20 protein-coding genes and 1 pseudogene are annotated in these 20,266 nt (G+C 60.6%); 16 read left to right on the forward strand and 5 right to left on the reverse strand.

The window, feature by feature from the left end; all coding sequences use genetic code 11:
• Nucleotides 1-20 precede the first annotated feature (20 nt).
• Nucleotides 21-1,364 carry an OprD family porin gene (locus tag AB4O22_RS12905; RefSeq protein ID WP_460096438.1) on the forward strand — a complete coding sequence of 448 codons (1,344 nt, stop codon included), beginning with the start codon at nt 21-23 and terminating at the stop codon, nt 1,362-1,364.
• A gap of 43 nt (nt 1,365-1,407) precedes the next feature.
• Here the strand turns inward: AB4O22_RS12905 and AB4O22_RS12910 are convergent, their stop codons facing one another.
• On the reverse strand, nt 1,408-2,349 hold the full coding sequence (locus AB4O22_RS12910; protein WP_223471789.1) for a LysR substrate-binding domain-containing protein: 942 nt from the start codon (nt 2,347-2,349) through the stop codon (nt 1,408-1,410).
• Between the two features lie 93 nt (nt 2,350-2,442).
• Between AB4O22_RS12910 and AB4O22_RS12915 the strand changes: the two genes are divergently transcribed.
• From AB4O22_RS12915 to fnr, 5 genes and pseudogenes are all read left to right on the forward strand, one after another.
• Nucleotides 2,443-3,414: a DMT family transporter gene (locus AB4O22_RS12915; protein WP_460096439.1), complete on the forward strand. Its 972-nt coding sequence runs from the start codon at nt 2,443-2,445 to the stop codon at nt 3,412-3,414.
• A 124-nt stretch (nt 3,415-3,538) separates the two neighbouring features.
• Entirely contained in the window at nt 3,539-4,978 is a 1,440-nt protein-coding gene (locus AB4O22_RS12920) for a hypothetical protein (RefSeq protein ID WP_460096440.1), read from the forward strand.
• 40 nt (nt 4,979-5,018) lie between these two features.
• A complete protein-coding gene (locus AB4O22_RS12925; RefSeq protein ID WP_317846361.1) occupies nt 5,019-5,561 on the forward strand; it encodes a DUF6630 family protein in 543 nt (180 codons plus the stop codon).
• Nucleotides 5,562-5,678: 117 nt separating this feature from the next.
• Nucleotides 5,679-6,053 (forward strand): annotated as a pseudogene (locus tag AB4O22_RS12930) (ATP-dependent zinc metalloprotease FtsH); the annotation flags it as partial.
• A gap of 225 nt (nt 6,054-6,278) precedes the next feature.
• Nucleotides 6,279-7,031 carry a fumarate/nitrate reduction transcriptional regulator Fnr gene (fnr, locus tag AB4O22_RS12935; protein WP_223471785.1) on the forward strand — a complete coding sequence of 251 codons (753 nt, stop codon included), beginning with the start codon at nt 6,279-6,281 and terminating at the stop codon, nt 7,029-7,031.
• Between the two features lie 172 nt (nt 7,032-7,203).
• Here the strand turns inward: fnr and AB4O22_RS12940 are convergent, their stop codons facing one another.
• Entirely contained in the window at nt 7,204-8,097 is an 894-nt protein-coding gene (locus AB4O22_RS12940) for a universal stress protein (protein ID WP_460096441.1), read from the reverse strand.
• 246 nt (nt 8,098-8,343) lie between these two features.
• Here AB4O22_RS12940 and AB4O22_RS12945 point away from each other — a divergent pair, with 246 nt between their 5' ends.
• Nucleotides 8,344-8,907, forward strand: coding sequence for a GNAT family N-acetyltransferase (locus AB4O22_RS12945; protein WP_223471784.1), 564 nt, complete (start codon nt 8,344-8,346; stop codon nt 8,905-8,907).
• 51 nt (nt 8,908-8,958) lie between these two features.
• Here AB4O22_RS12945 and AB4O22_RS12950 read toward each other — a convergent pair whose 3' ends face one another.
• Both AB4O22_RS12950 and AB4O22_RS12955 read right to left on the reverse strand, forming a co-directional pair.
• Entirely contained in the window at nt 8,959-9,870 is a 912-nt protein-coding gene (locus tag AB4O22_RS12950) for a universal stress protein (protein WP_223471783.1), read from the reverse strand.
• 100 nt (nt 9,871-9,970) lie between these two features.
• Complete coding sequence (locus AB4O22_RS12955; RefSeq protein WP_223471782.1) at nt 9,971-11,221, reverse strand: MgtC/SapB family protein; 1,251 nt, start codon at nt 11,219-11,221, stop codon at nt 9,971-9,973.
• Nucleotides 11,222-11,478: 257 nt separating this feature from the next.
• Between AB4O22_RS12955 and AB4O22_RS12960 the strand changes: the two genes are divergently transcribed.
• Together AB4O22_RS12960 and AB4O22_RS12965 are read left to right on the forward strand one after the other, a co-directional pair.
• Nucleotides 11,479-12,402, forward strand: a complete 924-nt coding sequence (locus AB4O22_RS12960) for a universal stress protein (RefSeq protein ID WP_460096442.1) — start codon at nt 11,479-11,481, stop codon at nt 12,400-12,402.
• A gap of 91 nt (nt 12,403-12,493) precedes the next feature.
• Complete coding sequence (locus AB4O22_RS12965) at nt 12,494-12,982, forward strand: hypothetical protein (RefSeq protein ID WP_223471780.1); 489 nt, start codon at nt 12,494-12,496, stop codon at nt 12,980-12,982.
• A 16-nt stretch (nt 12,983-12,998) separates the two neighbouring features.
• Here the strand turns inward: AB4O22_RS12965 and AB4O22_RS12970 are convergent, their stop codons facing one another.
• On the reverse strand, nt 12,999-14,321 hold the full coding sequence (locus AB4O22_RS12970; RefSeq protein WP_223471779.1) for a sigma-54 interaction domain-containing protein: 1,323 nt from the start codon (nt 14,319-14,321) through the stop codon (nt 12,999-13,001).
• Between the two features lie 226 nt (nt 14,322-14,547).
• Between AB4O22_RS12970 and AB4O22_RS12975 the strand changes: the two genes are divergently transcribed.
• The 7 genes from AB4O22_RS12975 (at nt 14,548) to AB4O22_RS13005 (ending at nt 20,264) form a co-directional block, all read left to right on the forward strand.
• A complete protein-coding gene (locus tag AB4O22_RS12975; RefSeq protein ID WP_223471778.1) occupies nt 14,548-15,426 on the forward strand; it encodes an MBL fold metallo-hydrolase in 879 nt (292 codons plus the stop codon).
• A gap of 46 nt (nt 15,427-15,472) precedes the next feature.
• Nucleotides 15,473-17,143 (forward strand): bifunctional protein tyrosine phosphatase family protein/NAD(P)/FAD-dependent oxidoreductase, encoded by a 1,671-nt coding sequence (locus AB4O22_RS12980; RefSeq protein ID WP_223471777.1) that lies wholly within the window; start codon nt 15,473-15,475, stop codon nt 17,141-17,143.
• Nucleotides 17,144-17,171: 28 nt separating this feature from the next.
• The gene (locus AB4O22_RS12985; protein ID WP_223471776.1) at nt 17,172-17,975 is read left to right on the forward strand and encodes a sulfite exporter TauE/SafE family protein; all 804 of its coding nucleotides are present in this window, start codon (nt 17,172-17,174) and stop codon (nt 17,973-17,975) included.
• A gap of 40 nt (nt 17,976-18,015) precedes the next feature.
• Nucleotides 18,016-18,450, forward strand: coding sequence for a YeeE/YedE family protein (locus AB4O22_RS12990; RefSeq protein ID WP_223471775.1), 435 nt, complete (start codon nt 18,016-18,018; stop codon nt 18,448-18,450).
• A gap of 2 nt (nt 18,451-18,452) precedes the next feature.
• On the forward strand, nt 18,453-18,872 hold the full coding sequence (locus AB4O22_RS12995; RefSeq protein ID WP_223471774.1) for a DUF6691 family protein: 420 nt from the start codon (nt 18,453-18,455) through the stop codon (nt 18,870-18,872).
• 13 nt (nt 18,873-18,885) lie between these two features.
• Nucleotides 18,886-19,074, forward strand: a complete 189-nt coding sequence (locus AB4O22_RS13000; protein ID WP_460096444.1) for a YgaP family membrane protein — start codon at nt 18,886-18,888, stop codon at nt 19,072-19,074.
• A gap of 98 nt (nt 19,075-19,172) precedes the next feature.
• Nucleotides 19,173-20,264 carry an ArsO family NAD(P)H-dependent flavin-containing monooxygenase gene (locus AB4O22_RS13005; protein WP_223471772.1) on the forward strand — a complete coding sequence of 364 codons (1,092 nt, stop codon included), beginning with the start codon at nt 19,173-19,175 and terminating at the stop codon, nt 20,262-20,264.
• Nucleotides 20,265-20,266 lie beyond the last annotated feature (2 nt).

The following is a 20,266-nucleotide window of genomic DNA, read 5'->3' on the forward strand; positions in this document are numbered from 1 at the left end:
ATTTCACATGGAAATGAAGCATGTTGCCTGCACAACACCACTCAACCGTCGCCCTGAAACCGCTCTGGCTGCTTGCCCTGCTCACCGGCAGCGCCGCACCGGCGATGGCAGCGCAGCTCGCACAAAGCACGCCTGGCTTTCTCGACGGCGCGACGCTGGAAGTCCTCAGCCGCAACTTCTACCTCAACAATGACTATCGCACCCCGACCCCGGCCGGCAAAAGCTACAAACAGGAATGGGCCCAGGGCTTCATCGCCTCGTTCGAGTCCGGCTTCACCCCCGGCACGATCGGCGTAGGCATCGATGCCCACGCGTTCCTGGGGTTGAAACTGGACGGCGGCAAGGGGCATTCCGGAACGGGATTGTTGCCGCTGGATGAGAACGGACGAAGCGAGGACCACTACTCCAGTGCGGGTGGCGCGCTGAAATTCAACACCTCACGCACCACCCTGGCGGTCGGCGAAATGACTGTGCAGAGCCCGGTATTCGACACCGCAGACAAGCGCCTGCAACCCGAATACGCCAGCGGCCTGCTGCTCTCCAGCCGCGAGGTCGAAGGGGTCGATCTGCAGGCGGGCCACTTCAGTGCGTTCAAGAATCAGGACGCCTCGACCAGCAAGGGTGACTTTTCCGGGTATGGGGCGACGACGCGCAACGGCGCCATCGACTTGATCGGCGCCGACCTGTTCACCGGCCAAGCCCTGGGCGGCGCGCTCTACGCCTCCGAACTGAGCGACACCTGGCGCCAGTACTATGCCGACCTGCATGCCACCCTTGGCGAACTGTTCCTTGACGGCAACCTGTATCACACCCGCGACTATGGCAAGGCCAACGCCGGGGCCATCGACACCACGGCTTATAGCCTGAGTGGCAAATACCGGCTCAATGCCCAGGCGTTCACCCTGGCCTATCAGAAAATCAACGGCGACACGCCCTTCGATTTCGTCGGCGGCGACTCCATCTACCTGGCCAACTCGATCAAATATGCCGACTTCAACGGCCCGGGTGAGCGCTCATGGCAAGCGCGCTACGACCTTGACCTGGGCACCTTGGGCGTCCCCGGCCTGAGCTTCATGGCCCGCTATGTGACTGGACGCGGGATAGACGGTAGCCATGCCCCCCAAGGCGGCGCCTACAACCTGTTCGATAGCGACACTGGCATTTACAGTCCGCAACAAGGCGCTGGCGGACGCCATTGGGAGCGCGACCTGGACCTGCATTACATCGTGCAGTCAGGCCCGGCCAAGGACCTGTCGCTGCAACTGTCCCATGTCACCCATCGCGCCAATAGCAGCCAGGGCGGCGATGACATCGACCGGCTGTATATCGTCATCCAGTACCCCCTCAAGCTGGGGCCGTTCTGACCCTGCAACAATGGATACCAATACTTTATCCGTCATGGCAGCTTCAACGGTTTAACCGCGACGGACCGAAGCCGGCCTGACGATCACTTCCCAATTCACCTTCAAGCCAGTCGAGCAGCGCGCTTACCTCAACCCGACCTTCCCCGCCCGGCCGGCTGAATACCGATATCGCATCAGGCAAAGGGACACTTTCTGCGCAAGGCCTCACCAACGCACCGCTCTCAAGCAGCCCTTGGGCGGTGCGCCGCCACCCCAATGCGATGCCATGCCCCTCGACCGCCGCCTGGAGCATCAAGGGGTAGCTATCGAACACCGAACCCTCGGAAGCGTTGTCGAACGGCTGTCCAAACGCCTGGAACCAGGCACCCCACTGCATCCAATGAGGCGGCGTAGCGTGATAGTGCAAAAGGGTGTGGGACTTCAGGTCACGGACTTGCAACGCTTTGTGGGTACGCAGGTAATGAGGACTGCATACGGGAAACACTTCATCAGCGGCAGTAAACATCAAGCCATGGACGCCGCTGGGCCGTCCCGTGCTTTGCAGGGCCACGTCAAAATGCTCATTGAACTCAGTCAGCGGCCCGGTGGATGTGGCCACCTGGATCTCGATTTCCGGGTATCGCTGGTGGAACGTCGAGAGCCGCGGCATCAACCAATAGAACGCTTCGCATAATTGGCACAGCAAAACGACTCGGTTTTTACCTGGCGATTGACGAAGGCTGACAGCACTGGCACTGATACTTTGCAACGCGTTACTCACCACACGGCCCAACTCACGTCCTTGGGGGGTCAGGAAGACGGCGCGGTTACGACGGCAGAAAAGCTTCAGCCCCAAGTCCTCTTCGAGCCCACGGATCTGCCGACTGATCGCCGCTTGGGTGATGTGCAGTTCCTCGGCGGCCTTGGAAAAACTCTCCAGGCGCGCAGCCGCTTCGAAGGGCAACAAGCTGGCAAGCGGCGGCAATGATTTTCCAAGGGTATTCATAATCAGAGGTAATGCATCCAGGGCCGAGAACTCGTTTGTAGCATAGCTGCGACGCTGTGCAACATGAGTTCAATACCTTAAGGATATGCATGAATGCCCAATGCCTACTCGAACACCCTCGCCGGCGTAAGCCTTGCCATCATCGCGACGCTGGGCTGGGCGTTGAATTTCGTTGCGCCTTACGTCGTCGGTGCCTACACGATCCACGATCTGATGATCATACGGTTCCTGATCGCCGGGGCGCTGGGTGTGGCTGTCGTGGTGGGCTATCGAACCCAGCTCCGGCGTATGCGTCGCAGCCAACTGCTACTTGGCGCCAGCCTGGGGGTCATCGGGTATCTCGGCTACAGCAGTTGCATTGCCGCAGGCGTCATGTTTACCGGGCCGGTACTGACCCCGGCGTTTATTGGCATGGTGCCGGTCCTGCAGGCACTGCTCGGCAACGCCACCCACAAAACCCTCCCATGGCGAAAGCTGGCGATACCGCTGGTTTTTTTAACGGGAGGGCTATTGCTGTCGAACATCGGCAGTATCCAGCAGCCCCTGAGCGACGGCGGTTCATGGTTGACGGGCGTGTTTTTCTCGATCGGTGCGGTGCTCTTGTGGCTCGTATTCAGTTGGTTGAACCAGGGCGCCTTGGTCAACCTGTCGGCCAGCGCTTCGGGGGCCTGGACCGGCCTCATGATGGTCGGCGCAGGGATCGGCACCTTGTGCTTGTTACCAGCAGCGCAAGCGTTTGATCTTCTCAAGCTGCCAAGCCTGGGTTTCAGTGTTTCCCTGGCGGGACACCTGTATGCCTGGGGTCTGGTGATTGCGCTGATGTCGTCAGTCATCGGGGCCTGGGCGTGGAACGCGGCGTCCCGTCGCCTTCCCATGGTGCTTTCCGGACAGTTGATATCCCTGGAATCACTATTTGCCACACTACTGGGCCTGTTGTTTCATCAGCGGCTGCCAACGCTTCTAGAAGCGTCCGGCCTTGCTGGCGTGCTGGTGGGGGTGGGGATGGCAGTTCGTATCATTCTGACGTCCACTGTCCCTGATAGAAAAGTCCCATGCCTTGACTGAAATGCTTTTTTCGACGCCGGTAAAGGCTGGGCCGGCTGGGGTTCTGAAACTTCTCCTCGGTAGTGTTTCGGCCTACGCCCCCTGCTACCATGCCACGCTTCGCAGTCGATTAAAGTGCACTCGCATGGATGCCACGCTTCACCGTTCCAGCTGTTCGTCAGCGCTCATCACTGCGCTGCTTCTTTCCGGATGCCAGGCGACCGCACCTGCACCCGTCAGCCAAGCCACCCCTGGCGTGGACTTGGAAGGACTCACTGTCTTCAACCAAGCCTTGGCCGAGCCCCCTTTGCCAAACTCCATCATTCGCGATGGAGATCGGGTGACCTATATGGTGGTGTCACCCGCGGCTCAGGCCTTGGGCTTCATGGCGCGATTCGATGCCAATTGCGTTCGCCCTCAAGCGCAGATGGCTTACAAGGTCAATGGAGGGATGAAGAGATTCTCCATCGACCCACGAGGAAAGACCGAAGAGTCTTGGCAGCTGCCTGCCCAACAAATGCCCCAGTACCTGCAAAGTGCGCAGCTCAAACAAGTGTGTGCCCAGACGGCACCGCCGGACTGGCGAATGTTGACAACGCCGGAACGGGGGGATTGGCAGTTGTTGGACCGTGCCAGCCTGAAGGCACAACGCGATGAGGTGACTTTTTGGAGCGCTCGCGTATTACCCTCTGAGGCAAGGGTGCCCAGAGCCGACCTCCTCTATGGACAAATACAGCAACGGTGGCTCGCTAACTGCTCATTGCAGCAACTCACCGAATTGAGTTCCTTTTACATTGATAAAGAGCACCGCGTGCTCGGTGGACGCCTGAACACGGAACCAGAAGCCATCGCTTTAAAAAGCCTGCCGATGGAAGAGCGGCCACTGTTTGAGGCGGCCTGTGGCAGCCCGAAATCCCAGGACCGATATAAACCCTATGAAAGGCGTATCCAATCCTCATTCGAGTTACCTGCGCCAACACCTGCCGCTCCTGTCTTGAAATCCATCGAAGCGTTGAATATGCCTGAACCGCAGAAAAGCATTCAGCATCTGCGTGTGGTACGCCAGGATTCGACGACAAAACAGGAAGTTTATGACTACACCTATCTCCCGGGCGAAACGGGAAAACACTTGACTCGACGATCCAAAGACGAGCGAGGACAGCGGGTGATCGTCAGTTTCCGTGACTTGATCGACCTTGCACATAGTGAGTTTCGACGCGGCAACGATGGATTCAGCTTTCGGGAAAACACTCTCAACACCCTTAAATTCGAGGGCGACTGGGCAAACATGCCAGTAGGCACCAGTCTGCGGTACTCGACGGAACGACCGCCTTACTATTCCGGCGCGAGAAACCGCCGCCCCGTCGTAAAACAATTCAGTTGTGAAGTGCAATCGCAGAAACCAGCCAGTGCCTATCATCCAGCTTTAATCGGAAATGCCAAGGAGCTCAGTTGCAAGCGCATTGATTACGCCAGCGAAGAAATCACTGTCCATGCTTACCTGGAGACATACGGGATGTTTGTAGCGACGGAATTCAGAGGGCCGAGATCGCATGTTAGATGGACGATAGAGGCAGTCGAATAGCATGGGGATCTTTGATCGTTTATTCGGTGGACGTTTTAGCATGCCAGCGCCCGATGAAACCGACCTCAGCACTGCTGCGATCATGAAAGAGCTTCGGCCTTGCCAGAATCAGGAGCAGGAACAGGCCCTTAAAACTTTCGCCCAGACGCTGTTGGCACGGGTTCCGGAAAAAGAGAACGCCAGGCTAGTCAAGCGCATCATGCGTAAATTCGCCGTGGGATTCGAAGCCTCCAGCGCCCTGTCGGAGGGATTGCTTGAGGATGCAAGGGGACAAAAACTCGAGTATCTCGTGCTGTTGAGTGTCGATTGGAAAGGCTACGACGGATTTGAGTACCTAGCGCCCTATCTAACCAAGGCCAACGGCATAAATGAGCCCTACACCTACGAGCATGGCGGCGGCGCATCGATGACGCAGGTGCTTGACGACTTTGATAGATGGCTGCTCCGGTTCGGTAGGCGATACCTACACCTGGATACAGGGGATGACGATTACTGCGGGTTTATCGTTGACGCCGAACGGGTAGAGGAAATGATCAACCTGGCTCAACGTGCAGACATTGAAGTCAGCCTTGGTCATTTCTGAATCGGGCAAAACGAAGTCGTGTGCAACTGGCGCCTGCTCGGACATTATCTCGGCCTGCTCAACCTTCCTGTGGGCCTCATCCGCCCTGAGCCTTGCCGTAAGCACAGCAGGAAAAAACGTCTAACAACTGGCTCGAGTGTCAAGGTCGAGCTGGCTCACGCCACGGATATCGCCCGGCAGTTGATCACCCTCTTTGGCATGAGCACAGCGCTTGGCCTGGCGGTGCTGGAACGCAAAAGTGCGAGCTACCTGGGCGAGCGCATGGAAATCGGTGACAAGGACTATTCGGAACAAACCGCCAGGGAAGTCGACCTGGCTATTCGCGCCTTGCTCGCTGAAGCCTATCAACGCGCCAGGACACTGCTGGAAAGCCATCGGGAAGAGCTGGACACCGGGGCCCATCTGCTGGTGGAAAAGGAAACCCTGACGCCTGAAGAGTTTGCCCCGCTACTGCCGCATAAACACACTGCGCTGGCTTTGCGACTGGTTTGAGGGCGCCTGGCCGTTGATCGATCTGTCACGACGCGAACGAGTCCAACGCCTCCTGTACACACACGACGCAATAGCGTCATCTGCAAACCCCATAGTGAAGGTTAGCACCTCCATCCTTTGTACCCGTTCTGCACCTATCGACAGCCGGAAGCACTTTAGGCCGACAAAAAACAAGCACAGCTGAATTGTTCTTCTATGCTTGCACCAAATAAAGGAAATTTCCCCATGAGCGAGCTTGAACCGCGACTTCTGCAGGTGCATGCGCTCAAGACCGCTTGTTCGAACTGCAGCGTGCTCGAACTGTGCCTGCCCATTGGCCTGACGGGCGGTGAAGTCGAGCGCCTCGACACCCTGATCGCCCAGCGGGTGAAGGTCAAGAAAGGCACGGCGCTGTATCGCACCGGCGACCCACTGCGCTCGTTGTATGCCGTGAGGTTGGGCTTCTTCAAGACCAGCGTCCTTTCGGTAGACGGTCGCGAACAGGTCACTGGGTTCCAGATGCAAGGCGAAATGCTTGGCCTGGACGCTATCAGTACCGATCACTACGCCTGCAATGCCATTGCCCTGGAAGACAGCGAAGTCTGCCCGCTGACTTTCAACCTCCTGGAAAAACTGGCCCACGATTTACCGTCGTTGCAGCACAACCTGAACAAACTCCTGAGCCAGGAAATCGTGCGCGACCACAGCATGCTGTTGATGCTCGGCAACATGAACGCCGACGAACGCCTGGCGGCGTTCCTATTGAACCTGTCCCAGCGGCTTAACATGCGCGGTTATTCCTCCAGGGAATTCGTGCTGCGCATGAGCCGCGAAGCCATCGGCTCCTACCTGGGCCTGCGCCTGGAAACCATCTGCCGGGGCATCGCCCACCTGCGCCAGGAGGAACTGGTGGACATACATGGGCGCAATGTCACCATTCTGGACTTGCCCGGCCTCAAGCAAAAAGTCGCCGGTTGCCATCGTCATGCGGAACTGTGATGCATCGTTGAAGCTGCCGGCCCCTTCGCGAGCAAGCTCGCTCCCACATGGGGTCGTGGTGAGCACAAGTCCGGCGACCACAGAAAATCCCCTGTAACGAGTCTGCAACCTGCCCTCCCTCAGCCCAGGCAAACCAAGCCCCCGGAGCGCCGGCCTCACAACGTGGCCGTACTCATCCCTTGACCGCCAGCACACTGCCCGGCACCGAATACAAGGCGCGTTCTGTCGTGCTGCCAATCAAACGCTCAAGACCGGCGCGGTGCACAGTGCCCATCACCACCACGTCGGCCTCGAATTCGTCGATGAACTCACGGATGACCGGCACCGGCAGGCCAACGACAAAGTGCCGACGTTCCGCTGGTACGCCACAGCGCTCGGCCAGGCTGATAAACGCCGCATGCAGCGATTCGCGCAGGGCGTCGGCAAAGTCGTCATCCCAGGCACCGGCCAGCAACGAGGCTTCGCCATTGAAGGCCGGCGACAAGTCGCAGGCATACAACAGATGCAACGAGGCGTCGCATTGCCGGGCCAGCGCGGTGGCCGTCTGGACGATGCACTCGTTCAAGGCATTGGCCTCGGGGTCCGAGGGGTCCACCGCCGCCACGACCCGGCGCGGCAAGCCGTGTACCGCCTGGTTGACCAGATGCACCGGCACCGGACAGTCGCGCAACAAATGACAGTCAAGGGGCGTGGCGAACACGCGCTTGAGCAAAGGTTCGAGGGTGACGTCCTTGATCAACAGGTCAGGTTGGAACTGCTCGACATAGCGCAGGATGTCCAGCAACGGATGGAGCGTCCACACCACGTGAGTCGTCACATCCAGGCCTTCCTCCTTGAGCAGCTCCGCCTCTTCTACCATCCAGCGACGGTAGTGATGCAAATAACGCTGCACACTCGCTTCGTCGGTTTTTTCACCCCACAAGTGGGTACGCGCCGGCGGCTGGACGAAAGCGCACAAATGCAGCGCCGCGCCGCTGGCCCGGGCCAGGGCACAGGCCCTGCGCATCGCTGCGGAGGGGTGCAGATCCGGTTCGACGATCAATAGCAGACGCTGGTATTGCCCCATCGCACACCTCCATCGGGCAGATCGACTCAGGCCCGAAACCTTGCACCGGCCTTTTCCGGCGCGATCTTCAGCGTGCGCCCATCAAGGCCCCGGACGGTTTGATCTGAATCAAAGGCAGGGCAATCGATGGACGGATACGCGGGCACTGATCCAGATCAGAATCGATCGCCGTGGCGGGCGTAGAACAGTACCGAATGCGTAGCTATTTATCGCACCGCACGTGCACATCCGAGGGAGGATCGCACCATGCTTACTGTCAAAGACCACAACGAACGCGCCGCTGCCCTGTATGCCAGCATCAGTGGCAAACACTGGATCCAGGCACTCAAGGACGGCCGGCATGTCTTGATCCGCCCGCTCAGGGAGCAGGACCGCCAGCGCGAATACGACTTCATCATGCGCCTGTCACCGGAGTCCCGGCACATGCGCTTCCTGGCGCAGATCAATGAGCCAGGCGCGGCGCTGCTCGATCAATTGATGGATGTCGACTGCAAGACGCACATGGCCTACATCGCCCTGGTTCATGACAACGGCGAGTTGATCGAGATCGGGGTCAGCCGCTATTGCGCGACCCAGGAACACGAATGCGAGTGCGCAGTGACGGTCGCCGACCCTTGGCAACACCTGGGGCTGGGGACGTTATTGATGGAACACCTGATCGACACCGCGCGTAAAAATGGCTACCGCCAGATGTACTCCGTGGACGCGGCCAGCAATGCCCCAATGCGAGAGCTTGCCCACAGCCTGGGTTTTGAAACCCACAGCGATCCCGATGACACCCGGCAGGTTATCCACCGGCTCTACCTTTAGCTCCGGACGCCGCGCGAGGCCTTGGTATGGCCTCGCGCAGCGTTGCTCCAATCACACTTGCGGCTTGATCGCCAACACGCTACAAGGCGCCCGTTGCAGCAGCAGCTCGGCGGTGGTGCCCAGGCGCTTGTCCAGGCCATGATGTGCCGTGGTACCCATGACGATGACATCGATCTGGTGATCGCTGGCGAACGTGCAAATGCTGTTCAGCGGCGCCCCTTCGATGAAGTGGCGCTGCTGCGGTACGACCCCATGCCGCTCGGCCAGGGACTCGAACACCTCATGCTGCGCCTGGCCCAACGCTTCATAGAGCCCGGTGGCCAGGGGCAGCGCACCAATGCCCATGTCCGAGGCGTAGACCGCCGTCCAATCGAAGGCGTGCAGCAACTCGACCTGGGCGTTGCATTGCTCGGCCAGTTTGACCGCGGCGTCGACGATCCGGTCGTTGAACACCAGGTCCTGCTCCTCGCTGCGCAGCACATCGACGATCGCCAGGACCCGCCGAGGCCGCGGGTTACGCGAATCCGTGACCAGATGCACTGGCACCGGGCAGTCACGCAACAAGCGCCAGTCCAGAGGCGTGAAAAACACCCGCTTCATCGCCGGTTCCGGCTGCGCGTCCTTGATGATCAACGCCATCGGCATCTCCGTGACGTATTGCTGCAAGGCTTGGAAGGCATCCTTGCTCCAAACCACCTCACAGGTCACCTCGACGCCGTGCCGGCGCGCCAGTTCGACCTGTTGCCACAACCAATGCCGATGGGTTTCCAGATAGCCCTCACGCGCTTGCTTGACCTGCTCCGGGGCGAACAGACCGGCCACCGAGAGCAACTCCAGGTAGTCGAACGCCACGATGTGCAGGGGCAGGTCCAGCGCCAGGGCCAACTCGGTGGCGCGGTCGAACGCCGGCGTACGGATCATGGCGTCAGGCGCCACTAGCAATAAACGTTGAGTCTGGGACATGGAACACCTCGGCACGTGGCGACAGCCACTTAAAGGATTGAGGGTTCCAGAATGAACATATGCCACGGACGGGACTTGATCTTTATCAAACGGCCATCATTCAGGCTGACAAACTCGGGAGCAACAGCCCCACCCACATCGCCAGCGTTAACAGCACCTGGCCGGGAATTACATACGCGGCAAACCTTCGCCCGCCACTGAGCCAGGCCACCACGCATTTGCTCAGGGAGTTGCTGCTGAACGCGATCAAGATCGGCACGGCGACGCCGTCGAAGGGCAACAACCCGCCCTTGGCCAGGGAAGCGATGGAGGCTGTCGAGGCGTGGGCGTCGAGCAACCCGCTGAAAATCGCGGTGACGGTCACCCCGGCCTGGCCAAACGCATCGAGCATTGCCGACGAGAGGACGGTGATAGCGGTCATCGCCAGGACCATCGTCACCGCCAGCTTGAGGCTGAAGGCACCGCCATGCTTGATGGGCTCATCGGCCCGCGCCCTTGGGCGGGGAAACATCAGCACGCCGGCGTAGAGCAATACCATCAGCATCCCGCACAGCAGCGAGCCCCACATCCAACGCAACAGCGCGGGGTCCACGGCCGTGAGGATCAGGCCCATTTGAACCACCGTCGCCAGGTTGGATAACACTGCCGCGGCGCTCACCACCTTGAGATTGATCGGGTCTTTGGCCGCAATGCCACCCATGGTCGCGACCGTCACCGTGGCGGAGGCGAATCCAGAGGCAATCGCACTGAGAGCGTAGCCATAGCGGGTCCCCAGGGTTCGAACCGCGACATGCCCCAGTGCACCCACCGCCATCAGCATAACGGTGAGCGTGCACAGGTTGCGCAGGTTGATTGCGTCATAAGGTCCGAGGAAGCGATCCGGCGCCAGCGGGAGCACGACCAGCGCGGCGATCAACAGCACCAGGCCATCGCGCATCTCGGTAGCGGTCAACTGCTTGCGGGCAAAGTGGTGCAACGCCTGGCGGCTGGCAAGCAGCCCGGCCATCACCACCCCAATCGCGGTCGCCAGGCCCGGGGCGCTCGCACAGAGCGCGCCCAGTGCCAATACCGCGAACAAGGCCACCTCGCTGGTAATCCCGGGATCCTTGTCGAGGTTTCGCCAATAGGCCACGGTCACCAAAGCGCCCAGGGCAAGGGTCATGCCCCCCAGCAACAGGGGGCCGCCCGCCTGGACCGCCAGGTAGCCGAGCACGGACGTGATGGCGAAGGTGCGCAAACCGGCGAAGTCGCGCCGGTCGCCCTCGCCTTTGCGTCGTTCGCGCTCAAGCCCCACCAGCAGGCCGATTCCCAGTGCGGCGGCGGCATTGGCGAAGGCCAGGGTTTCAGTCATGGTTACGGCTCCCTGGCACTGTCTGCGGTTGTCACTCGATCCAGCGGTCCGAGCCGGCGGCGCTCGTGCCCTGGGGCGACTGATCATGCTCAAACATAGCGCGATTGCCTCGCCGTTGCCGCCTTCAATTCAACGCTTTGCAGCGTGTTTGATGCAAATCAAGTTAGCGAGCTCCATGGCGCTCATGATCAATGACAGACACCACGCCGCGCGAAACCTCGCCCGGCGCCAACAGGTCCTTGCCCGGGAGGTTTGTCATGTTTACGCAATCACGCTTGATGCTGGTCGTCTCGCCACTGATGGAACACAGCCCGGCGTTCGACCGGGCTGCCGCACTGGCCAAGGCCGAAGGCGCGGCGCTGCACATCGTCGCTTTTGACTACCTCGAAGGCCTGGCCACGGCCGGCCTGGTCAATGAGCAAGCACTGGAGCAGATGCGCCTGGGCTACATCGAGCGCCATCGGCAGTGGCTGGAGGAACAGGCCAGGCCCCTGCGCAACCTCGGCATCGAGGTCACGACAGAAGTGACGTGGGTCGAGCGCCCCTTGCAGGAGATCCTGGTCCACCTCAAGGAAGCGCCTATGGATGCGCTGATCAAGTCGGTGGACCCCGAGTCGTGGTTTTCCCGACTGATGTTCACGCCGCTGGACGTGCATCTGCTGCGCGAATGCGAGGTTCCACTGCACTTCGTCAACAAGGTCGCCCACGCCCGTCCGCGCAAGATCCTGGCCGCCATCGACCCGTTCCATCAGGACGGACGCTACGAAGGCCTCAATGACCGGATCCTGAGCGAAGCCAACAAGCTGGCCACCAGCTGCGACGCGACGCTGGAAGTCATCTACGCCTATGACCTTTCGTCCATCACCGCCGCAGAATACGGTTTTGGCAACGGTTCGATGTTCTTCTCCTCGACCCTGGCCCGCCAGCTCTACGAGTCCCAGGGTGCGGCCTTCGATGCACTGGCCGAACGCAATGGCATCGCCCCGGACCAGCGACGCATGATCATGGGTGACCCGGCCAAGGTGCTGGCGAGATACGCCGCGTCCCATGGCATTGATGTCATCGTCATGGGGCGCGTGCGCTATGGCAGCCTGGACAAGCTGATCGGCAGCACCGTCGAAGGCCTGCTGTACAAGATGCCCTGCAGCGTGTGGGTGATTGCGCCGCAGCAGATGGGTTGAAGGCAGGCCTGTGTCAATGAGCAAGTCGGGCTGGACATCGCCGAAGTCCGGCCCGGCATTCCCTGCCACCCACCCCGCAAGGACCTGAACCATGAATGCATCCAGACTCGCCGCCCTCGCCCTGACCGCGGTGCTTTTCCCCACGCTGACCTTTGCCCAGCAAGCCACCGACGCCGCCAAGGCGCCCCAGTCGTCGATGAGCGTCGAGCAATTCGATCAGCAAATGGCGACGGCCCAGGAAAACCTGGAAAAAATGCAGGAACAAATGACCCAGATCCAGAACACCAGCGATCCGGCGCAACGCCAGAAACTCATGCAAGAACACCAGGCCTCGATGCGGCAAAGCATGCAGATGATGAATGGGATGATGGGGTGTTGCGGAGGTGGCATGATGGGCGGCCACATGAAGGGAAACGGCCCGATGATGGGTTGGAAACAAATGGGCAACCACTATTCCCGGATGACGCCCGAGCAGATGAAGCAGCACCAGTACATGATGGACAGGTACATGGGCATGCAACAGATGATGATGGAGCAGATGATGCAGCACCAGGACCACATGGGCACGCCAGCTCGCTAGGCCTGTCTCCCGGCGATCAGGCCAGGCCCTGCTCCTTCAACCGCCTGTATAACGTGCGTTCACTCACGCCCAGGTGTCTGGCCAGTTCGCTGCGGGTGCCTTTGAAAGTGGCCAGGAGCTGGTCCAGGTCCCTGCTGTCGGGCGCAGGCGTCAAGGCTGGGGCGAACAACGCCACGGGGGGCGCGGGCAGATGCAAGGCGTGAATGACGCCGTCGTCGGCAAACAGCGCAGCTCTTTCCAGGACATTGCGCAGCTCGCGGATATTGCCCGGCCAGGAAAACCGCTGCAATTGCATCAGCGCCTCGGGATCGATGGTCAGTCGACGCTTACTGATCCCGGAACGTTGCAGGAACGAATCCACCAACAAGCCGATGTCTTCAAGGCGATGCCGCAAGGGCGGTAAATGGATGGGAAACACGCTGATGCGGTAGTACAGGTCCTGCCTGAACTCGCCTTTCTCGAGCATTTTCTCCAACGGCTTATGGGTCGCGGCCACCAGCCTGAAATCCGCGTGCAGGGTTTCCACACTGCCGACACGGCGATAGGTTCCAGACTCGATCAGTCGCAACAGTTTCACCTGCATGGCCAGAGGAACGTCGCCTATCTCATCGAGAAACAGCGTGCCGCCCTGGGCCGTCTCCACCAGGCCCACCTTGCGCACAGTGGCGCCGGTAAACGCGCCCTTCTCGTGGCCGAACAGCTCGCTCTCGAACAAGGTTTCGGTCAACCCGGAGCAATCGACCACGACAAAAGGCCCCGCGGCCCGCTCGCTGGTTTCATGAACGGCGCGGGCAAACAGCTCCTTGCCTGTGCCGGACTCTCCCAGCAGCAGGACCGGTAACATCGAGGGCGCGACCCGCTGCAGCTCCAGCAGCGCCTGATTAAAGGCCGGCGAACTGCCCACCAGCCCCTCGTTGCTGGGCCGTGCCGATGCGCTACGCACTTGGGTAAGACGTTCCACATAAGCGGTGATGACACCCTGCTCATTCAGGATCGGGCGCAATTCCACATCGACGTGTTCGGGCCCGCGCGGTGTGTGATGAATGTGCAAGACCCGATCCGGACTGCGCATCTCCCTGGCCTTTTTCATCGGGCAGTTCTCACCGGCCTGGTCACAAGGCACATCGTAGTGGTGGGAAACCCGATAACACTTATGGCCAATGAACGGCTTGTCGGCGCTGCCGAACTGACGCAGGTAAGCCGTGTTTGCCGCCAGGATGTTGTAATCGGGATCGAGGACGATCATCGGCTGGGGCTCGTGCTCCAGAAACGAGACCAGGGACTGCACCTGGTCTGGATGCGGAAGCAGGTCTTGGGTGGGCGGCAGGCTGTGTGTCATCGCGGCTCCAGTGATTCATCCAGTAAGGTTGACACTGCCACTATGCCAACAAACGCTGCCAATGGCAGTTCAATTGTCTGGACATCGGAAGAGACCTTGTCGGCACCCATGAATTTAAACCAATAAAATCATACGGTTAGCGTTTACAAGCAACCCATGATCGACATGGCAGCATTATTGCTGTGTCTGTTCTTCAAGCGGCTGAGAGCCCCGAAGGAGACCGTTCATGACCGTAAAACCGTACGTCGAAGGATTTTTCGATCCTGAGACCCACACTGTCAGCTATCTGGTGCTGGACGAAGTGACCCGCCAGTGCGCGTTGATCGACAGCGTCCTGGATTACGATCCCAAATCAGGCCGTACCACGACCACCTCGGCCGACAAGCTGATGGCCAGGGTGATCGAGCTGGGGGCGAAGGTCGAATGGATTCTTGAAACCCACGTCCATGCCGACCACCTCACCGCCGCCCCGTACCTGAAGGAAAAACTCGGTGGCACGATAGGGATCGGCAGCCAGATTACCGCCGTGCAGGAAGTCTTTGGCACGCTGTTCAACACAGGTGGGCAGATGCCCCGCGATGGCAGTCAGTTCGACCATCTGTTCGTCAATGACGAGTCGTTTACAGTCGGAACGCTGCAATGCCGTGCGCTCCATACACCGGGCCACACGCCCGCCTGCATGACCTATGTCATCAGCGATGGCCAGGAAACGGCGGCATTCGTTGGCGACACCTTGTTCATGCCCGACTACGGTACCGCACGGTGTGATTTCCCCGGGGGCAACGCGCATACGTTGTTCCGATCCATCAACAAGGTCTTGAGCCTGCCGGCCAACACCCTCCTCTACACCTGTCACGATTACCAACCGGGTGGCCGCGAGGTGCAATTTTCCAGCACCGTCGCCGAGCAACGTGCCGACAATGTCCATGTCCGTAACGGCATCAGTGAAGAAGCATTCGTGGCGATGCGCACCCAGCGCGATGCCTCGCTGGAAATGCCGACGCTCATCCTGCCATCGGTCCAGGTCAACATGCGGGCCGGGCATTTCCCGGAGCCGGAGTCGAACGGCACGTGCTACCTGAAAATCCCACTCAATCGGCTCTGAAGACCCGCCCCCTCTCATAAGAAAAACCGTCATCACGGAGACAGTCATGGACATCCGCCACCTTGCGTCCGGCCTCTCGATCTCAGGGCAGATTCATCCCGACCAGATGAGTGAGATCAAAACCAGCGGCTTTCGCGCCATCATCTGTAACCGCCCTGATGGTGAAGGCAGCGATCAACCTTTGTTTGCCGACATCCAGCGTGCGGCACAAGCGATGGGCATCGAGGCGCATTACCTTGCCGCAGAGTCCGGCAAGGTGACCGACGAACAGGGCGTTGCCTTCGGTAAATTGTTCGAGTCCTTACCCAAGCCAGTGTTGGCGTATTGCCGCTCCGGCATGCGCTCGACGACGATGTGGGCCCTGTCCCAGGCCGGCCAGCAGCCCTTGCCACGGATTGTCGAAACAGCCAGCAAAGCCGGCTTCGACATGAAAGGCGTCATCCGTAGAATTGCCAACGAGGGACGCACGCCCGTTGGCGTGGCCGAAGCCCGGCATGCCGTGGTCATTGTCGGCGCCGGTGCGGCGGGCATCGCGGCAGCTTCAAGCCTATTGGCCCGCGAGCCGGGCCTGGACATTGCCATTATCGATCCGGCGGATGTGCATTATTACCAGCCCGGCTGGACCCTCGTCGGCGGTGGCGTCTTCGACGCGCACAGAACGGCCCACACGATGGGCGCGACCATTCCCCGGGGCGTGCATTGGATCAAAGCGGCTGTCGCGGCCTTCGAACCTGAAAACGACGCCATTATTCTCGATGGATGCCGCGTGGTCCGCTACGAGCAGTTGATCGTGTGCCCGGGCCTTAAACTGGATTGGCATGCCATTGAAGGTTTGCCGCAGACACTGGGGCGCAACGGCGTCACCTCGAACTATCTGTACCACCTGGCCCCCTACACCTGGGAACAGGTGCAGCAACTGCGCAGTGGCCGGGCGATTTTCACGCAGCCCCCCATGCCGATCAAATGCGCCGGGGCCCCTCAAAAAGCGATGTACCTGTGCGCCGACCACTGGAGACGCCAAGGGGTACTCGGCGATATCGAGATCGACTTCTGCAGCGCCGGGACAGTCCTGTTTGGCGTTCCCGACTACGTGCCAGCCTTGATGGAGTACGTCCACGCCTATGGGATCGACCTGAATTTCGGCAGTACGCTGACGTCTGTCGATGGACCGGCACAAACGGCGACCTTCAGGTGCGTCAAGGCCGATGGCAGTACGCACCTGGTGACGCACGACTTCGACCTGCTGCATGTGGTGCCCCCTCAGGTAGCGCCGGATTTTATCCGCGTAAGCCCCCTGGCCGATGGGGCGGGCTGGATCGATGTCGATCCCGACAGCTTGCGGCATAAGGCCTGGGCGAATATTCACGCGTTGGGCGATGCGACCAATACCAGCAACGCAAAGACCGCAGCGGCGGCGCGCAAGCAGGCGCCCGTGGTCGCCCATAACGTGCTGGCGGCCATGGGCAAGGCCAAGGGCAGCGCCCATTACGACGGCTACGGTTCCTGCCCGCTGACCGTGGAACGGGGCAAGGTCGTTCTCGCTGAATTCACCTATGGCGGCAAGCTCGCCCCCAGTTTCCCGTCCTGGCTGATCGACGGTACTCGGCCTTCGTGGCTCGCCTGGCTACTTAAAGAGCGAATTCTTCCACCGCTGTACTGGAAAGCCATGCTCAAGGGCCGTGAATGGCTGGCAAAACCTGAACTGGCGGACCTATGAAATCAACCTTCACCTCCAGGAGACCGAGATGATTACCGTCCTGGTACTGGGTTTTACGGTGGGCGTGATCCTGGCGCTGACCGGTGCCGGCGGCGGCATACTCGCCGTCCCGTTCCTGGTTTTTGGCGTGGGCTTGAGCATGGCCGAAGCCGGGCCCATTGGATTGCTGGCGGTGGGCCTGGCCGCCACCCTGGGCGCCGTGATGGGCCTGCGCAATGGCATCGTGCGCTACAAGGCTGCACTGGTGACGGCCAGTGCGGGGGTCATCTGTTCACCGCTGGGCCTTTGGTTGGCGCAGCGCACGCCCAACCGTCCGCTGACGATCCTGTTTGCCTTGTTGCTGATGTACGTGGCGTTCCGGGCATTGCAAAAATCACTGCCCTCTCGTGTCTGGGCAAAGACGTCCGCCACGCGCAAACCACCGCCCTGTGTCCTGGACGAAAATCGCGGCAAGCTGAACTGGACCGGCCCTTGCGCGTGGGCGCTCACGGCTTCTGGCATGGTCGCTGGGGTGCTTTCCGGACTGCTCGGCGTGGGCGGTGGTTTCGTCATGGTTCCGGCGCTCCAGCGGTACACCAATTTGACCACGCAGTCGGTGCTCGCCACGTCGCTGACCGTCATCGCTTTGGTTTCCATGTCAGGGGTGCTGGCGAGTTCGGCGATGGGCCACCTGCAATGGCCAATAGCGCTACCCTTTTCCATGGGGGCCATCGTCGGCATGCTCGGCGGGCGCCTGGTCGCCGCGAGGTTGCCGGAACCCTATCTGCAAAGAGGCTTCGCCCTCGTGTCGACGCTGGTAGCGGTCGCCCTGCTGGTAAAGGTCCTGGGTTGAAACCAGATGGAATATCAACGATGTGTAGCGGAGAACGCTGATGAATATTGACTGGCTCAACTTTACGCCGTGGGCATCCCTGGCCGGCGGCATGTTGATTGGCTTGGCGGCCAGCCTGTTCGTGGTCGCCAACGGCCGGATCGCCGGCATCAGCGGGCTGATCGGCAGCCTCTTGCAACGTGGCAGCGAAGGGCTGGGCGAGAAGGCCCTGTTTCTCCTGGGCCTGCTTGTCGCGCCGCTGTTATGGGGCGTGTTTGCCACCTTGCCGCCGATCGAGTTCCAGAGCGGCTGGCTCGGCCTCATTGTCGCCGGCCTGTTGGTGGGTGTCGGCACTCGTTACGGTTCGGGCTGCACCAGTGGCCATGGCGTGTGTGGCCTATCGCGCCTTTCACCGCGCTCGATGGTCGCCACCGCGTGTTTCATGCTCAGCGGTTTCACCACGGTATTTGTCCTGCGTCACGTGATGGGGATTTGAACATGCGCAAACTGACGGCATTCATCGCTGGCCTGCTCTTTGGCTTCGGGCTGCTCCTGGCAGGCATGGCCAACCCGAAAAAAGTGTTGGGTTTCCTGGATCTGGCCGGTGCCTGGGATCCGTCCCTGGCGCTGGTGATGATCGGGGCGATTGGCACCGCCATCGCCCCCCTGGCCTGGGCGCGCCAACAGACTCAGTCGCTGCTGGGCAGCCCCATGCAGTTGCCGGTCAAGCGAGAACTGGACCCACGCCTGATCGGTGGCAGCCTGGTGTTTGGTATCGGCTGGGGTATCGCCGGCATCTGCCCTGGCCCTGCCGTGGCCATCCTGCTGACCGGACACTGGCAAGCATTTGTGTTCATGCTGGCCATGTTGGCGGGCATGTTGTTGTTCACCGCGCTGGAAACCCGGCGCAGCCATTGATCGGGAGATTGTCATGAAAGCCAACATTGGAACCATTGACCGGGGCGCACGTATCGCTGTGGGGCTTGCCCTCATCATCCTCAGCCTGACCGGCTTGATCGGCGCGTGGGGCTGGATCGGCCTGGTGCCATTGGCCACCGGTTTCATGCGCTTCTGCCCGATCTATTCGTTGTTGGGCGTCAAGACCTGCAAACGTAGCTGAGAGGCGCAATGGCCGTTCTTTTAGAACGGCCATTGAACCTTGCCAGTCACCCTTGGAGCTCCGCAACAGGCTCTCACTCGACCAAAGGATTCGCCGTCATGCCCCGCTCACAGCCCGATACATTTGACGTAGTCATCATCGGTGGCGGCCAAGCGGCCTTGGCGGTGGCCTATTTCCTGCGGCGTACGCCTCTGTCGTTCGTCATCCTCGACGCCCAGGAAGAACCCGGTGGTGCCTGGCGGCATGGCTGGAACTCGCTACGACTCTTTTCCCCGGCGACCTGGAGTTCGATCCCCGGCTGGATGATGCCCCCCACACAAAATGGCTATCCGTCACGAGACCACGTGATCGACTACCTCAAGCAGTATGAACAGCGCTATCGATTTCCCGTGGTGCGGCCGGTACAGGTCACCCGTGTGGAACCCACGGAAACGGGTTTGCGCGTCCATTCCCGGGACAGGCAATGGGACGCACGGGTCGTGGTCAGCGCAACGGGCACCTGGAGCAACCCCTACATCCCTCGCTACCCTGATGCGGCCTTGTTCGCCGGCCAGCAACTGCATTCGGCGGACTATGTCGAGGCGTCCCCTTTCGCTGGCAAGAGAGTCCTGGTGGTGGGCGGCGGCAATTCAGGGGCGCAGATTCTGGCCGAGGTGTCGAAAATCGCCGAGACCACTTGGGTCACTCCCGTCGAGCCACTGTTCCTTCCCGACGAAGTGGATGGGCGCGTGTTGTTCGAGCGCGCCACCGAACGCTGGAAGGCCCAACAGGAAGGTCGCATCATCGACCAACCCGTGGGAGGGTTGGGTGACATCGTCATGGTGCCGCCGGTGGTCGAGGCTCGTGAACGCAACGTCCTTCAGGCCGTCAGGCCTTTGGAGCGCTTTACCCGCAACGGCGTGATCTGGGCCGACGGCCGCGAATCAGACGTGGACGTGGTGATCTGGTGCACCGGATTCAGGCCCGCCCTGCAGCACCTTGATACGCTGGAGGTGCTCAACAACGAGGGCCGTGTGGAGGTCGAGGGCACCCGCTCGATACAAGAGCCCAGGCTGTGGCTGGTCGGCTACGGCGAGTGGACGGGGTCGGCTTCCGCCACCCTGATCGGCGTTACACGCACGGCACGCAGCACGGTCGACGAGATAGTCGCCTTTCTCGCCGAACAATCCACGGCCGATACGCCGGCTTGAGC

The sequence above is a fragment of the Pseudomonas sp. S3_B11 genome (assembly GCF_054667715.1).